The following is an 18,245-nucleotide window of genomic DNA, read 5'->3' on the forward strand; positions in this document are numbered from 1 at the left end:
ACCACATACCCACAGCCTAACGACAATAACTGACACAGTCTAATTTACACTCCCTCAGTTCTTGACTACTGCATATTATTAGTTGTTTTAAAAATATATGTAGGAGTATCTTTATCATTTCTTACCGATCTAGATAGTCCTTCATCGTGGATCCATTTAATTTGATTATCAATTGTTTCATCAAAAGGATAGTTAGCATATTCTATAACTTTACTCCAATAACCAACACCTTGGTCAAACCTGAAAATAAGTTGTTTCTCATTAGCAAAATGTATTTTTAATATTCTTGCATGGCTGATGACTGACCTATCGGCAAGAAGATTTACATTACAGTTACTAAATCTTTCAGAAAATAATCGTAGCATAATTGCTTCTTGCTGTGTTTCTTCCTCAATACACCAGTTTTTGAATATGGCCCTTATTCTTGGGTTATTAATTTTTAATTTATCTGACTTTAAAGTGATCACTTCAAGTGTTGGATTTTGCTCTTTATTTCCAGATCTATCAATAATTGAAGTTGCTATTCTTGAAAAAAGAAGTACTGCGAGAGGAGAAACTAGGTAAGGATCTGTATACGAAATTTTCTCAATTTTTTGTGAAGCAAGTTCTTCTTTCAAACCTGGTATTTTTGTTTCTAACAACTCCCAGAAGTGGTTTCCAAAGGATCTGATATCACCATTGAGTTCATTTAAGATAGCTACTTCTCGATCTCCTGTTTTTTGTACTGGTAGTAGCGTTCTTTTATTAACTATAGTAGAGGGTACAACTAAATTTAAGGCTGATGATTTTACTAGAAGATGTTCATCTGTTTCTCCCCAGTTTTCAGTTAGAGTTGACGCCTGGTTTGCCTTTGAAGCAAATGTGAGATGATGAGTAGCAGAATGTATATGAGCTAAAATTACCCCATTTTTAATCATAGGCATATGATCACTCGTATGAAGTTCACAAGTATCACTGATGGATAGCAATCCAAATAGATCTTGTTTCTGGTCGTCTTGTAGTTTTACAAGCTCCTTGCTATCAATGATCAGTTTAACTTTATTAAAACTTATGCCATAGGACATTAATCTTGTTTTTAATGATGACCCTGCAATATTCCATTCATGTATAGGCCCATTAAGATAAATTGACAATTCACCTTTTAATCTTTTTGAGGCCAAGTCTAACTCAGTAAAAAAGTTTTCAGTACAAAAGATAGATTGATCACCAAGTAGTTTATCTTCCTCAGGCAACTCAATCATCTTAAGAAAGTCGTCGTTTAAATATGCAAGAGCAATATTTCTATCAAGGTATTGGGATATCCTTTTTGTGTCATGCTGTATCAAGCAGTGTTCACATGCACCACTGCAGTGTGCTTTACAAATCAGATAATCTTTAGCCCATGTAAAGATTTCTCTAAGGTATTGGGGAGCTGATGAAGCAAAGCCTGACCCACCTCCGTTGGTATCATAAATACATATGGAGTAAACAGGCCGTGCTTCTCTTTCAATTAAAGCAGGTTTTACCTTTACACCAAGCTCCTCAGAATTAATACCCAAACTCGCGGCCAATCCGTTTCGTAGTGCTACAGCTAATGTCCAGCATAAGGTAAGATTATTTTCTCGTAAATGATTGTCATCATATATAAACTCATTGGTGTGAGGATATTTTAAATATAATTCAAACACATCTGTCTTATCCTCATATCCCAGATATAGATTTCTCTTTATTTTATTTGATGTGGCATCACATCTTTTGCTCACCTGGCCGTTAATTTTTCCTCTCAATATATCATGTCCCTCAACCATGTTAGGGTCAGTGCCATCTGCTTTCATAGATTCAGCTTTTCCGCACTTGAGACATAAAGCATAACCCTTTCCCGACTCGCCCGAGCTATAGTACAAGATATTACCTTCCGTATGAGATTTATAATAGCCTAAAGAAACATTCGGTAATGGTTTAAGAGGGCCACCAGCATCTATCCATGGCTCTTCAGAGGGAACATATCTCTGTACAGATACATCATTGGTTGGAGCGCTATAGAAGCCTGTTGAGAAACCTACAGGCTGAATATATTCAAATTTATTATCTGCAATAATATATGCTCCACAATTATTACACTTATTCTGGAAGGAACTTGAGGCCGTACCTGAACTGCCACAGTGACCACAATGCCAGGCCTTTCTAATTTTCTGGTTTTCAACTATTCCTGCATTATCATCAGGTATATGCCAGTTAAGAGATAAGCCTTCTGACTTATACACTAATCCATCTAAAACTATGTCTGATCCTGGAGCATATTCCCGCAGAGCCATAGCCAGATTGCGGGTTGGCTTTGCCTTGTGTCTTACTAAATTATCTTCTCTTTGTTCATTTGTTTGTAGATGGGCATGCTGCTGCAACTGATAATCATTTATGTTGTAAGGATTAAATGAGGCAATACCTGTAGGAAATCCATATCCTGGAAGGAAACCTCCTGCTACTAATTCGCTGAGTAAATACTCCTTTTCATGCCTATCGATATCCCGAATAATACGTTTCTTGTAAGGATCTTTATCATCTACTCCAGCTACCTGGTTTAATTCTTCCTGTAAAAGAGTAAATTCTTCTAGCCAGCTTTCGCTTATTTTCCTAAGTGTATCTGCACTTTTAGTGAGTAAATGAGAAATTGCGTTTCCCTCAAGCACACTTCTTGCTACTATGGATTTGATACCCTCTCTTATTTTAACATTTATCGTATTTTGTTGCATTTCCTCCATCCAATGAAGCATTCTGTCGCAAATACTTGGCTGGTTTTCCTCCCTGGAAAAAAACCAGCCGCACTGCAGATGAATAGCATTTTTCTGTAGATTTACCAGTTCTTCCTTAAGCATATAGCTTAACAGCAAAGCATTAATATGTCGCTGAACTATCCGCTCACTACTTAGGGTAATGTTTGGCTGTTTCAATCTAGTTGTAAAAGGCCAGAGTGGATTTCTGAATACGGCCTGATCATGCGGGTTATCCTTACATATGGTTAGCGAGAGTGAGCGGGTTTCATTTCTCCGGCCGGCTCTTCCAGCTCTTTGCAGGTAATTGGATGGATGAGGAGGTACATTGTTATTACACACCATAGATAAACCACCTATATCAACCCCCATCTCCATGGTGGTAGAGCAACTAAGCACATTCAATCTGCCTTCGTTAAACATACGCTCATACTTACCCAGCCTTTCAGCAGGTTGTTGTGCAGAATGTTCGGCAGAGCGAAAATACATGCCTCCTTCTGCAATACGATCGTTCAGGTTGTTCCATATCCCTTTTTCTCTCAGGATTTTAATCTGTCCATTTCCAGCTACCCAGTCTCTTATTTCATTAATTATGTGTTCATAAGTTTGAGTAGTAATTACAGGTTTTTGAGGAAACTCAAGATCTTCACATTTATAATCTTGTAGTTTTGCTCCTACAGGTAGATAAGGAGTATAGCCACAGAGTGTAGTATCGAGCACGCGTAGTGTTACCGGACATAACCAAGCGTTACGTACAGTTTTAAACTGAAATTTATTAAGCTCTAACTGGAAGTTTCCCTTTTGATCAACATTGCTTAAGAGGCCAGATGTTGTGGTAAGTGCTGTCCATGCTTGTGACATCAAATTGTTTATAATGTCAACTTCTTCCTTGGTAATTACATCTACATTGTAACCTAATACATGAGCAAGAAGCCGAATTAATCTGTGCTGCCGGATACCTCTATGATTTTCAAACTGTGGCCATCTTTTGTGTCTGTTATCCTGGGCATCTATACTATGAGGTGCTAATAGGTATTTTGGTGTGAATCTTCCTCCTAACCAGTTTAACCATTCTTTATGAAAATATATAAATATTCCATCCCTCACATAAAAATCAAGTATGATTTTAAGAAAATCTATCCAATCAGAATGTTGAAGTCCTTTCTGTAACCATTGTTTGGGCGATGAATTCACTCGGTTAAGACCTTGGTAATATATAGCCACCATTCCAAGAGTTTCTGGTGAGTTAGCACGTTTAGGCCTTCTGCTAAACTCACGTACTAAAAGAACCTTTATAAGAACATCTGCATCTTTAAATAAAACAAGATTCAAGCTAGAATAGTAGTCCAGCATATGTGTACGAACATCCTCTTCTCTTCGTAATTGTTCGATAAGCTCTTCCCATGAGATTAGTGTATTTTTGAGTTTATATATGTCATTATGATTTTGTTTAATTAGATCTAGCAAGGCAGGGATTCCATTAGCAACACGTTCCAACTCTTTTATTTGATTTTCCTTCTCTAAAATTTCTTGTGAATTGTCTTTTCCGATAATTGTCTGATATACCAGTCCCCGGATCCTGTTGCGCTCGGAATCTTGCTGCATTTTAGCAGATATACGTGCAGTTCCCTGTCTACTATCTGTAAAAGTGATCAAAGAGCGCCCTCGCATGGGTCTGCTTAACGGCTCATTTTTGCCATCGGGGCAAAACTCTAATAAGGTAGGCACAATATTACTGATGTAGAAAGGTGTACCCAGATAAGCTTGCCTGAAGACTGATCTGTTTTCTGTTTCATTGAAATTACAATTAGCACAAGCAATGTCTCCTTCAATCAAATGAACTGCTATTCCGTCGCCGCCTCTTCCTCTCAATTCTCCATGCTTATTTATTGAATCAACTCTAGCATTTGCACCTATAGAAGGTGCAATAATCACTTTATTTGGATTGCTTCCACCATTGTTTCCCGCGCTATCCTCTCCATCCTCTGCTTCCACATCTAAGCTGAATTCATCTATTTGTTCCCTAACTGATTGAATAATTCTACCTGCTGTATTTCTATATGCTTGCAGATGAACTGTGTTACACTCATTACAAAAAATCACTTCATACACAGGAGCTCCACAGTCACAGTTTATTCGCTGATGAGTATATACATTCCCAAATTTCCAAGAGTGGTCACTAAGCGGAGTCTCCTTTTTCTTGCTGCATGCAGGATCAATGCAAGCCCATAGTCCATGTAATACACGATGAAATAAGTGGCCTCTCAAAGGTAAAAAGCTACCATAGATCCCATTGATAGAGGGATTGGAGCAAAGGTCTATCCACTCTAAAGTTGCTGTTTGCTGTTCTGCAATGGAGGCTGCACCCTGGGGAAATATACTAGAGGTTAACTCCTGTAAGGTCCGTGGCTTTACTTTTAAAGCATCTCTTAGTTTTCTGGCTATAGAGCTTGAATTTAGCGCCTGATATCTCGCCTGCTCATCATCAATTGCCAGAATATCTAGTGGAGTACCCTTATAGGGTGTATGAATATCAGGTAGCACAGGAATATATCTTTTTCCATCTATGATTTCAATATTGGCTATATCTATACCTGCCAAGTCAGCCAAGTATTTTTTTAATGCATCCTGGGCTGATTGGTCTGTGCCAATAGTAGCCGATGTGGCAATGAACCGCACATTTTCAGGCTCTACTTCAAATGTATGTAGTGTGCGCCTGATCAATAGAGATAGTTCTGCTGCCTGGGAACCAATATATGTATGTGCCTCATCTAAGACAATCCACTTTAATTTTCCTGCAGACTTTTCTATAATTGGTTTATCCTGGTTTCTGATTAGCATGTACTCAAGCATAGTTGGGTTAGTAATCAGAATAGGGGGAGGGGAGTTACGAAGGTTTTGCCTGGATACCACCTCATTAGGCGTTTGATTGGCTATAGCTGCCTGTATACTTTCTGGTGTATTTCCATTGTATAAACAAAATCTGACCTGTCCCTGAAATGCGTGGGTCCAGGCTGATAGGCGCTCCCGCTGGCTATTAATTAAAGCGTTTAAGGGATAAATAAAAAGTGCCTGTACACCTTCAAGTTTTGCACTTAGTTGGGTTTGTTGATTTATCAGATCATTCAGAATAGGCACCATGAAACACTCTGTTTTACCTGATCCTGTTCCGCTGGTTACTACTAATGACTTTGGTTTTGGCTCATTTAGTATCCTCCATGCTTTTAGCTGATGAGTGTATGGGTTATTATGCTTTTTAAAAGCTTGTTTTTTAAACTTTTCTGGTGGGCTATCCATGGCTTTTACAAGTGATGGGTGCAGAAGATCACCTGATAATTCCTCTATTGTTTCATTGGCTGGCGTCCAGGGAAATACCGCTTCAAAAACAGGATTTGCCAGAATGTTAGTAGTAAAATCTTTGTCTACTGTCAGGCTTTCCCTTAAGTGCTTTCTCAGGGGCTGCGATTTTAAACCCAAAACTCCTAAAGTAGCTTCAACAGACCTTTCTCTCAGCTGGTGTATGATTGATTTATAATAGTTGTTCGTCATTATTTAAAAAGTTCTATAATTGATCCAGTAATAAATTTGAATGATGTCATAAGTGGCATTAAACCACTCCCTGTCAAAATCTTGTATTTCTCTGATGTAGTACACTTCAAGGGCGTTATTATCAGCGATTGGGATAAGTTCAGGTTTAATAGTTTTAACTGCCAGCAAAACCGGAAGATATATCACTGATTTTGTATAGCGATTCAGATCTACTGGAAATAAATTCTGTAAATCTGACGGCAGTACTTTAAATATTTCTGTCATTTGTGTTGATAAATAATCAGGCCACCTTTCATCTTTTCTTCGGCTTAGTAAGCCTGGAATGCCCTGTTCACCAAACAATAAAAAATTTATCTGGTACTTTATAAACTGATTGGTAGAAACTGCATCTGAATTTTCTATCTCCTTGCCAAATACCTGGTTTCTGATAATATATGTCAAACAATCTAATCCCCAGGCACTAACCATGTATTGTAGTTTGTTTTCGATAACGGTTTGAGCAAACGCTGGAGTGATGCCTGTTAAATAATTATAGTAAAATCTGGCAGTATCAATCCATTTATGAATAGGAATTGCTTCCCATAATATAGGATATTCGCTGCCTATCCGTTCTATTAACTCATTTTCCTGAATGAAGAATAAAGCGGTAAGGGCGCGCTCACTTCTACTAAAAGCTGTCCATACATCAAATGTATTTAAGGGAAGATGCTTGGTATGTTTCCAAAGCAATGTCAACTCGCTCCAGTTAGAGTTACCAAAATCAGTTGCTATCTTCCTGGACAATCCAGTAAGCTTGGCTATTCTCTTATTTCTGTCACTCAGTTCAGCTGAATCCTTTATATAATGTATCTCTGTAAGTTCTTCCTGATTCTGGCTTACTTCTCTGTTCATTTGGATGAACAGCTTCGGCCTGAACATGACAGATGAATCCTCGCCTGGAAATATGATCCATTTACCGTCCGGTTTGTCAAAACCAATCTGCCATTTACCATACTGCCCATCCTCAAGTACTGGCTCTAGTGTCTGTATATCTTGCTGAGCTATTTCTTCATCCAGTCTAAATGTATGAACAGTGGCTTTTGATAGATTCTCTGGGTTGCCACTAAACGATACAATCTTATTGAAATAATCAATATTAAGGGTAGAAGAATATCTTTTAATGCACAAGGAGGGCCCTTGTTCTATCGTTATTTTTACCTCCGCATCCAGATGATCTGATACTGCGAACAATTTCTTAATTACACTGAGAAAATTAATAACTGGTACTTCATGATAAAATGTATCAACCTTAATAGTTTTTACTATTCTTATATATCTGGAAGCTTCAATTTCCAATTGAAATACCAGTGTAAATACTTTTTGTATACTGGTTGGATTGAATAAAGCTATTCGTAAACCATGGATCTGATCCAAAAACCTTGTGGTTCTGCTGTCCAGTTGATTCCCGCGATTATCGAACAACTTTACACCGCTGGATGGAAAGGGAATCTCCAGGTTTATTCTGCTATTTTGAAGCTCATCTAAAGCAATAGTTATCAACTTTGGAGGTGTTGACTGCTCTGACCTTACATATATGTTATGGCCATCTTCCGTTTTATTTATGTTTCCACTGATACCTTTTCCCAATATACTCACCTGAAATACTGAGGAGTTTTTCAGCAGAACTCTTCCTTCAGTAGTGGTTTCACTTTCAGGAGTTATAGCAAAATCTTTGGGTAACACCGCTATTTTCCTGCTAAATAATACTTCGTCTTCTTCACCTAATAGCCTCAAGAAAACTATTCCTGGCTTTGCTTTTGAATACTCCTGCCAGATACCATTTATTTGTTTAACCTGAATGTTTTTATAGCATTTAGCTTTGCTCAGAGTAGTATTATTGATTTTATAGAGTGTAGGAAAACCTAAGTATACTTCAGTGTTTGCAGAAGAGAATTGATAGGTATTACCGTACAGTAGGTATGAATAATTCTCTTCTGAGTCAGAACTAGTAGTAATCCTGAAATTTTCTTCCTGAGAAGAAAGAACGCATGATCCTCTCAAAGAATAAATGTCCCTTTGCTCATCCAGATGTGCTATGATAGCTATATCACCAGATCTTGACCAGTTTTTGTTGGCGACGATCATAGCTGTACTAGCATGGGTGCGGAAGCTAGCCTGAGCTTTCAAATACCATGTTTCATTTTTCTCTACAAATATCCATGGAGATTCTTGATCTATTTTTTCTCCTCCTGGCAAGGGTAGTTCAACAGAAAATTCACTCTCCGGCTGTCCCAGAAACAATTTCCAGCTGCTGTAAATTGCTTCTGATCCCAAAGGGTATTGCACATCATATATTTTAAATCCTGTCTTAGTAGAGGTTTGTGTTTTATAAGCTATACCTATTTGCTTTTTTTCGCCGGAAGAACTTATTAATTCAATGTCTACTTTAGATGAAAGCTTCTCAAGAGTACCTTTATTAAGCCTTAAGTCAGTTTCATCATATATACCTGTAGGTATATGCAATGTTGTTCTGATCTTCCATGCGTCATTTACCTGTTTAAGTGTTCTTGATAAGCTGATCTTATACGGTTCAGGCTCAGGGCTAGAAGCCACTTCTGTTAAAAGTTCATTTAGAAATGCCTGACCTGCCGAACTATCAATTTGTATAGGGAAAGATTCCCTCCAATCTGGTTTGTTCTGATCCAGAAATGTAGTGGGTGATTTTTCCTGACCTAAGTTATATTCCTTCTTTAACTTAACTGCCTCTTCAACCATTTGTGCCACCAATACATACAATCCTTTTTTACTTATACTCGGAGGAAGATTTAGCTCTTCAGCTATTTGCTCTACAATTTTGTAAGATTCATTCTCAGATAAAGCAGTAAGAGATAGTTCAGAATAAGCCCTAATTATTAGTTGCTTGAGCCGATGGTTTTCGTGTTGTAGTACTTGCGCAGGTAAACCACATTCAATGATAATAGTGGCTAAATAATCATGATGGCCATTTGCATCCTTATATATGCTGCGGCGCCAGCTTCTCGAACCACTCATCACCAGTTGATTTCTTTGAAGGGCATCTATCTTCAACCGGATGGATTCAAAAATAGGATCCCATGTCCAGTGGCCTTCTTTGTAATTTCTCCGCCACCATTCAGTAGCATATAACACAAAACAAGCATCCCATCGTTGATAGTTAGTATGATTTGGCTTATTCTGTTTTAGAAGATTCTGTAATTGATCGTATTCAGTGTTATTAACACGGTATTGATACAAAGGCCTGCCATCTGGAAACTCGATCTTTCTGTGCAATAAAAATTTACTAAACCAATGTGCGGGAGTTATAAATTTGTTAGAAGTCTGATACATATATTCAATTAAATATTATTCAAACTATTTTCAATAGTTTTTTTCATGTGTTAGGCTCTAGAAGTGTATGTGTGCAATAGAAAAAATATTAAGCCACTACAGCATTTCCATTAATAGTATCTATGATTTTAAGTAGCCGCTGCACGTCATCTTGAGGAAACACCCCTTGTACTCCATTAGAATTGATATCTGTGAAGGGTGGCTCAAAGAGCATACTCCTATCTATAATACCATTAACTGATAGGTGAGAAATAATAGTATCAATAAATTTTATCTGGTCAGCGCGGAGATTGCCGGCACTTAAAAATTCAGAAAAAGCATTTTTTGCTGCATTCACATCCAAGCCTACCAAATTGCGGATGAAGACACTGATAGGTTTATCTGTACCGAACTCTTTCTGAAAGTCTTCTTTGGTACCTCGCTCAACTCCATCGAATAATATACGCTCTAGTTCCTCTAGTTCCTGAAGCGTAATGGCCTGATTGGTACGTAAGCGGCTAATAGTAATATGGTTAAAATTTTCCTGCACAAAACGTTCTACCCGTAGCCTATAGTGAGGTAGGCCTGATTTTAGTGGGATAATATCCCTTTCTGTCACCTGCGAAATAGTATCGGTGAAATTGGTGTATAAGATAGGCTGCTCTTTTGGATCTATAAATTTTACCAGTTCCCGAAGCTTTTGACGGATTTGCTCTAGTTGTGGAATGCTTACTCCTTGCCAGAAATCGTCTTTGCGGATTTGCCTGATCAGAGGCATCTGTGTGGCAATTACAGGTATGTTATTTTTTTTGCTTAGCCCATTTGCAATATTTTGGATGCGATCAATGTAGTTCTGCTGCCTGGCATTACTAGTATTAATGGCCAGTTGCAAATTAATTAGGAGAATATCAAAACGTTTGGCCCCTTCATCCTCTTCTTCTGCTTGTGGCAAGAAAGAAAGCTCCCGATTGATATCCAGTAGATCTGTTTTAGAAAGATTATCCCAGCGAGAACGGTTTTTATACTCCCGTACATATTGCCAGTGCTGACGTACAACAAAGTTTTCTTCAGATAAACTTGCAATACTTTTGTATAAAGAATCTAATAATTCTTTTCTTACTTTCTGGTGGTTCTCCTCCTGGTAAATATCTTCCCTGAGCATTTCTGCCAATTGCAGCCGTGCTCTAAACATTCGTTGGGTAAGCGATTCTTGTTGAGCTAGTTCTACACCTTCGGGGAAGCTATCAAAAAATTCAAAGTTTTCGCACAGATCAAAGATGTAGAAGAATTGCTTATCCAAACCTGGACCAAATAAATCTTTGCTGAGCCTGGTGCCCCTGCCTACCATTTGCCAAAATTTGGATTTAGATTTTACCGGCTTGAAGAATACTAGATTCACAACTTCCGGCACATCCACACCAGTATCAAGCATATCTACTGACACAGCTATTTGTGGATATTTATTTTTCTCTGAAAAGTTATCTAATAAATCCAGTGCTTTGGTATCCTGGTAGGTGTCATAATTATCTATTACTTTCAGGAAATGCCCATTGTACTTCGGGTACATCTTATCAAACCTTACAGCAATAAATAGGGCATGCTTGTGATTACGGGCAAAGATGATGGTCTTACCTAACTTATCGCCACCTTCTACTTTCAGGCCATTCTCCATTAGATAGGCTAAGGCTTTATCAACCGTATCCTTATTAAATAACCAATTGTTCAAAGCAGACGAATCTATTTCTTCAGGTAATTCTCCGGTTTCTTCATCCCGGAATGTTAATTCATATTCTGCTTTTTCTTTCTCACTTAATTGATTATATCGAATACCCTCTCTTGGGAACCGGATAGGAACGGATATGGCCTTTGGGGGCACCAGGTATTTATCTGCTACAGCCTGGCCAACTTCATAAGCATAGGTAGGATCTCCATCTCTTAGTTCAAAAAGTTCATATGTATTCTTATCTACCTCTGCTTTAGGTGTAGCCGTGAGACCAATTAGTAAGGCATCGAAATAATCAAAAATGGCCTTGTACTTCATATACACCGAACGGTGGGCTTCATCTATAATAATTAGATCAAAATGACCTACGCTATAGAAGCGGCTATCTCCTGTTCGTACCCCATCAATACGGTTCATGATGGTAGGGTAGGTGGAAAATACCATCCGGCTGGTACTCACTTCTTTTTCTTTGGTCAAATCAACCAGGGACAGATGAGGGAGATATTGGCTGAATGAATTTTTGGCTTGTCTGACAAGAGCATTGCGGTCAGCAAGGAAAAGTACTCGTCGCACCCAGCCGGCTTTCATTAGCAGGTCTACCAGGGCAGCGGCTGTTCTGGTTTTACCTGAACCAGTCGCCATTACCAGTAAGGCGTAGCGGGCTTTATTTGCAAAAGCTTCTGTCACTCTACGGATACCTTCCTGCTGGTAATACCTGTCTGCAATGGCTTTATTTATCGTCATTTTGGATAGATCTTTCCGCTCCTTTCGGCTGTTGACTATCCATTGCAATTCATCTTTGGTATAAAAACCCTGGACTGTTCGGGGAGGGTAAAAAGTATCGTCCCATAGGTAAGTCTGAAAGCCATTTGTATAGAAGATTACCGGCCGCTGTCCGGTCATTTTTTCCAGGCAGTCGGCATAGAGTTTGGCTTGGTGCTGACCTTCCCTAGGATCTTTCAGGGTACGTTTGGCTTCTACCAGGGCCAGTGGAAGGCCGTCGTCTCCCCATAATACATAATCTACATAGCCGTTTCCAGAAGGATTGGTGCTTACAGGCATTCCTTTTACCGGATATTCATGTGTGTTAGGACCTTTAGGATCCCAGCCAGATTCACGTAGCAACAGATTAATAAACAGGCGGCGGGTTTCTGCTTCACTGTAAGGCAGCTCTGCTGTAAAAGGAACCTGCTGATTTTCTGCTTTACGCACTTGAATCTCTTCTAATTGCTTTTGCAGTTTTTCCAACTCAGCTTCACTATTTTTAAGCAATTCTTCCTTTCTTTTCAGTTCTTCCTGCTGTAATGCCAGCCGTTTTTCCAAGGCTTGCAATTCATCCAGTGTTTTGTCAACAGCGCCATAGACAGGAATTAAACTTTCATCGAACTTGGGGATTGCCGGACGCACTTTGCTGTAGGCGTAGGCAACAAAGGAGAGAAAAGCATACAGGTATTTAACTGCTGCCAATGCTTCCTGTTCGGTAGGAGCTGTTTTGTGTGCGGCGCTATTTCCCACTCGGCGGATGTAGTTGAGGTTATCAAACATGGCCGGAAGTAGGTTATTTTTGAAACTCTGCTCGAAGAGCAGGTTACTGAGACTGTTTTCATAAGGCCGCTTCAGGCTGCTGTCGTTATCGTAAAGCCATTTTACGCTTGTTTCAAGGCTGATGCGGCTATAAAAAGAGGAAGTGCGGGGAGCAGTTTTAGCATGTTTCTCTGCCTCCCGCGCATGTGTATAAAGCTCCTGCCATTCCGCCTGTAAAAAGTCAAAGTTTGAACTCATGAATATTGAATTTTCTTAAATTCTTTTTTGCTAGGTAAAACCGAGCCATCAGCTATATTGTACCATCCATCCATTAAGAATTCCTTAGCTTCGCAATTGTACTCATGCCCTGGATGCACCAATTTTATAAATCTTATTTCTTTCGTTGGATCCTTTGGTGATAGTACATCAGCTATAATACCATATCCTTTGGTAGATGAAAAATAAAAGGAACCTTTAGAAAGCTGTGGCTGATTGACTTTTGAATATAACATTTTCTTGTATCTGGTTTCACATCCTTTCACCACATTCAATGCTTTTTCAATTAAAAAATTTTGAATCTGTTTGCTTTTAAGTTTTCTAAACTCTTTCGAGAAGTTTGGCTGATATTCTCCTAAATAATTTCGTGCATTGTAATGAAGTATCTCTACCCAATCGCTAAGTTGTCTGGTGTACGAAGTGCTCTGGTATACCACCGATAAGCTGATAAGCGTTTTTGTCAGTGCTATTTGTTTGTATAATTCCTGCTTCCTACTTAAGTACGGATCCTCTAGTTTAACAAACCCTTTAGAACCTGCACAATAAAGCATGAATTTACCTATTACATCAAGAGCTAAAGGGGCAAAGCTATCGTAATTCTCATATTTACCGCTCTTGGAAAGCCACACTTCTTTTTTATTGTTTTTAATATTTTCTGCATCAGTACTTTTATTGATTTCCTGATCTACAAGATCCAGGAGCACATGCAGCACAATCAAATACATAGAAAGATCGGCAATGCTCAATTGATATTCTTTCTTTGCATCATGGTTGATTAAAGTATAGCCATAATTCGAGAAGAAATCTATGTTGCGTTTCTTTTGTCTGCTAATCATTTTTTCATCCCACTTAGAGCCAAACTCCCTGATATTTTCTCTTTCAGTGGATAGGTTCTGGAGTTCAAAAGTCGCTTGCTCTTCTTCCTCGTCTTGGTAGGCTTCTTTTTCTTTTACTTCATTAAACAACTTCAGTATGGCATCTGCAATTCTAATTGAATGATGTTGGCTGATCAATTTTTTTATATCTGGTGAAGCTTCAGAGGAAAGGAGTTGGTTAAATTCATCATATGTGAGAGAAGAAATATTCTCCTCATTTTCATTATCCTTCAAAAAGGTGATTTTACTAGTATAATTCTTCTCATCAACTGATATTTGAGTATTACTATTGTAAGCTTGAATAGAGTGATAATATTCTATTAACTCAAAAGGGTTGCTCCAGCCATTCTCAATGCTGCTGATCAATCTGATTAACCGTTGGTTTTCTGGGGATGGATTAGTTTTATGCAGTTGCTCAACATCATGCACCACTTGTTTATTTGAAATAGGCTTGCCAGTAGTATCAAACAACTGCACATAAGCTAATAAGCTAATATCTATTTTTTTATCGATTACAATGTTAATAAGCTTCTCACTAGTGGTTAGCTGAGTTACTTTAGAGAGCTCATTTCCTGCTTTATTAAAGATGCCAATTACAAACTCCTTTAAGTAGATGGCTTTAGATAAATGAATTTCTACTGACCGGCCCATTCGGTCTACAGTAAGCAAACAGGTTAATTTATTAACTCTTTCTTTTTCTGAGTTGTCTTTGAAAAAGTGTTCGTTAAGCTTCAGATCTCTTATATCTATAGGTTTACTTTTAAGCTGTATACCTAGTTCATCCAAGTAGCTTCGCTTACTTCTGCTCCTTTTTAGAAGATAGGAAGCTTCCTCATTTGCACCTGGTTTTTCCAGGTCTCCCAAAGCAGCTATAGTAGCATTCGAGCTTCCAACTAAACAATATTCATAATCAGTTGTGAAGAAATGAAACAACTTGGCATGCTGCACTTTTTTTTCTTTCTCTCCTATAGCCTTGAAAGCATCTTTCCACAGATAAAAATTAATATTAGATTTTTCATCAATATCAACTGGTGGATTACCATAGTTATCCTGCAAAATAACCCGGACATTGGCATTTGGAAATAACTGGGATAACATTAACAACGCCTTCCCATTGCTGTCATAAAAAGGGGCTAATACAGTAATCTCTGTAACCTCTTTTTTGGGAAGCAGCGTATATAAACCTTTCAGAATGGAAAGATTTGGAGCACTACCTAAGAAAGCCACATCTGTTTTCTCGTCCAGTTTAAAAAAATTAGGTTCGCTCTGATTTTTCGCATGCTCTAGCAAAGAGCAGTTCTTTTTCATCCAGTTGAGTTTCTGCCTGGAAATACCTTCAATTGGCTTGTATAATCTTTCAATATAATGCCAGACCTGATGCAGCAGAGGAAGTAGCGAATGATCTTTGATGTTGATGTAGTAAGCTCCCCATAGTTCATAGTTCTTTCCGTGTCCGGAACTGGTTAAATTACCTGAACCAATCAGGAACAAAGCTTCTTCATATCCTAGAAACAAGTTGATTTTTGGGTGAAATACACCCTTGCAACTTATTCCATTGATTGCGTACGTACTTGCCAGTTGCCTTAGGTTACTTGTAAACGCACCTAAATTATTATCCAGCATCTGCTCATCTACCAGGACAGATATGTTGTAGATCCCTTTAGACCGAAGCGTACGTACTGCTTGCTCTTCCAGGAAATAAAAATCTATAGAATAGCTGGTCAGAATACAGGAATGAAATTTTCCATTTGGAATTTCATTGAATAATTTTCTCTGCTCCATAGCTTATTCCTGATTTAAAATTTTATATCCATTTTTTGTAAGCTGCCCATCGGAATTAATTAGACGTAAGTCAGTCATAAATTTTCTGAGAGTAGAAAGTCTCGGTGAGGTAAGTGCAGGCCCTATATTTTCTAACCAGAGAAGATGATTATCCTCTAGCATTAGCTTCAAAACATTGTCCTCTCCTGAACCCATCTTTTCATAGGCGACAAATAAATGGCGGTTTATAATCCAGTAATACACTTTTTCAATAAAAGTTGCTATTTCAAGGTATTTGTTTTGACCGACTAATTCTCGTAGAGCTACCACAGCATTACCTGTTCTTATCAGATCCAGATCTTGAGCATACTCCTGTAAAGGTGTTAAGTCCTTTTCATTCTCCTGAAACAGAGAAATAAGAGTTAGGATATTTAAAGCAATGATATCTGCTAAGTTTATATCTGCTAAGTCCATATCTGATACTTCTTCAGTTAAAGCATATAAATAATCTACCGTATATCCCTTTCTCTGACATAGCACAATTGAATCCTGAACTGTAATAGTAGTTTGTGTATCAAGCTTGTATTTATTTCTTAACACATCAAGCACTTCCGCCTGTGTTTCCTGGATATACTCATTTACCCGGATGGGCACAGAAATAGCTTCTAATTTGAGTAACATTGCCCATAGAATGGATTCTAAAGCATAATGTGTAAATTCATTTAGTTCGTAATAATACCATCCATATGCTGCTTCACTGCATAAACTCTTTTCTGTTGAACCTTTGGTATGATAAAGGTAATAAGGCATATAAACTTGCCTTTGTGGATTATTTAAATGATCTAAGAAAAGCTTAATGCTCTGCTTACGCAAGGAGAGTGGTTTGCCTGATAATGTAAAATCATTATCTTCGCCCAGGAACATAGTAAAGTAAAAATGCCATTCTTCTGTGCCTGTAATCTCCTTGGATAAGGAGAAGCCAGTAAGTTCTTCTGCCTGATTAGAATTAAGCTTACCTTCTTTTACAATAGAAAGGAACAATGATCTCTCATGGGGAGATATACTTTTATTATAGGCATCGGCAAGGTGTTTGCCTTTTTCACTTCTCCTTATGAACTTGCTCCTCTCATATGTTTCTACTAATCCTAAATTATGGAGAGAACCAAAAAAATATTGCCCAAAAGCACCTGAATCAGATTGCCAGTATGTATCATTGTTGCCTTTTACTGTGTCAGCCCCTTTTGCTATATCATAATAACCATTGTCACCGGTTCCGTTTTGTATAGCTTTCTTGGCAAACGTACTTCCACTGACATTCTGTTCTTTGGGTTCATTCAGGGACATGATAAATGCTAACAGAAGTTCTGCTCTCCGGATGTAGTTGTACTGAGCGGTAGCACTGTCTTTAAAGCCTGCCTGGTTATGATACTCTTCCAGCACCCAAAGGTAAAACCCGTAATACCGGATGCGCTGAGTAAGATTGGTTAACCCAGGTAAAAGTTTACTAAAGACTACGACGGAACTATTCTGAATACCCAAAGGATCTCTCCCTTTTTTAGTATCACTGCTTTGCGCCCAAAAGGGTGCAACATAGCTACCAGGCTGATAAGGCATAAAATAAAAAATGAAAAAAGTATTGCTTATATGAATACTAAATTATTGCCTGTTGTATCCTTTGAAGTACTTTTTATTCTACTATTGTAGTGGTATCTATTTTAAGGTGTATTTGTTGAGAAATATACTCCATTACTGGCCTATCCTTGTTCTGCATGTGGTAGCGGAGACTTTCTTTGGTATCCCATACATAGCCATCTTTGAAAGCAATCTCGTAGTAAGGTAAGGTATCGGTGCGGCTTTGTGTGGTGCGTCGGTGGTCTATATAGGAAAGCCTGGTAATATCTTGCAAGGAATAGTGCTTTTCACGGACATCCAGTAGGGGATTAATCACCAAGGTATCTCCTTTGATGCCGGCATACCAGTCGTAGCCGATGAGAAGGGTGATAATGCCTGCAAAGAGGCCAAATAGCACCAGGCCATTCATTACTCGCTTGCCATCCATACCATATTGCTGGCTACTGGCTTCGTAGAGCAGGGCATATTTACGGCCCATAATGCGCCTCATCATGGCTGAAATAAAGTACAGCGATAAGGAAAAGCCAAAGGCCATGCCGGGCCAGATCAGGCAGAGTTCCATAAAAGGAAATGCCTGCTCAAATTGCTGCCTGGGGAAAGGAATAAGTTTAGTTAATCGGTAAAGAAAATCAGTTGCCAGAAATACACAGCCAGTGAGAACTGGAACTATCACTAGGGCAGCTATCCAGTTGTAGCGGTTGAGCTGCGGTTTTAGCAGCTCCATTTCGCCAGGGGTAAACTTGCGGAAGCTCTCCTCCGACTTGTGCGGAAACAGTAGTGGTAAAAGCAGGAGCAGGAGTGCAGTTAATAGTTCGGCCCAGAATTGCCCCATGA

6 protein-coding genes are annotated in these 18,245 nt (G+C 38.6%); all 6 read right to left on the reverse strand.

Annotated features, from left to right (window positions below; all coding sequences use genetic code 11):
* Positions 1 to 65: 65 nt before the first annotated feature.
* On the reverse strand, positions 66 to 6,296 hold the full coding sequence (locus Q0590_RS28975) for a DEAD/DEAH box helicase (RefSeq protein ID WP_302041145.1): 6,231 nt from the start codon (positions 6,294 to 6,296) through the stop codon (positions 66 to 68).
* A 3-nt stretch (positions 6,297 to 6,299) separates the two neighbouring features.
* Positions 6,300 to 9,641, reverse strand: coding sequence for an STY4851/ECs_5259 family protein (locus tag Q0590_RS28980; RefSeq protein WP_302041146.1), 3,342 nt, complete (start codon positions 9,639 to 9,641; stop codon positions 6,300 to 6,302).
* Positions 9,642 to 9,729: 88 nt separating this feature from the next.
* The gene (locus tag Q0590_RS28985) at positions 9,730 to 13,125 is read right to left on the reverse strand and encodes a DEAD/DEAH box helicase family protein (protein ID WP_302041147.1); all 3,396 of its coding nucleotides are present in this window, start codon (positions 13,123 to 13,125) and stop codon (positions 9,730 to 9,732) included.
* Positions 13,122 to 15,800 carry a phospholipase D-like domain-containing protein gene (locus Q0590_RS28990; RefSeq protein WP_302041148.1) on the reverse strand — a complete coding sequence of 893 codons (2,679 nt, stop codon included), beginning with the start codon at positions 15,798 to 15,800 and terminating at the stop codon, positions 13,122 to 13,124. Before Q0590_RS28990 ends, Q0590_RS28985 begins: the two co-directional genes overlap by 4 nt.
* 3 nt (positions 15,801 to 15,803) lie before the next feature.
* Positions 15,804 to 17,123 (reverse strand): hypothetical protein, encoded by a 1,320-nt coding sequence (locus tag Q0590_RS28995; protein WP_302041149.1) that lies wholly within the window; start codon positions 17,121 to 17,123, stop codon positions 15,804 to 15,806.
* Between the two features lie 343 nt (positions 17,124 to 17,466).
* Positions 17,467 to 18,243 carry a hypothetical protein gene (locus tag Q0590_RS29000; protein WP_302041150.1) on the reverse strand — a complete coding sequence of 259 codons (777 nt, stop codon included), beginning with the start codon at positions 18,241 to 18,243 and terminating at the stop codon, positions 17,467 to 17,469.
* Positions 18,244 to 18,245 lie beyond the last annotated feature (2 nt).

Origin of the sequence: Rhodocytophaga aerolata, from assembly GCF_030503435.1 — a bacterium.
Lineage (GTDB): Bacteria > Bacteroidota > Bacteroidia > Cytophagales > 172606-1 > Rhodocytophaga > Rhodocytophaga aerolata.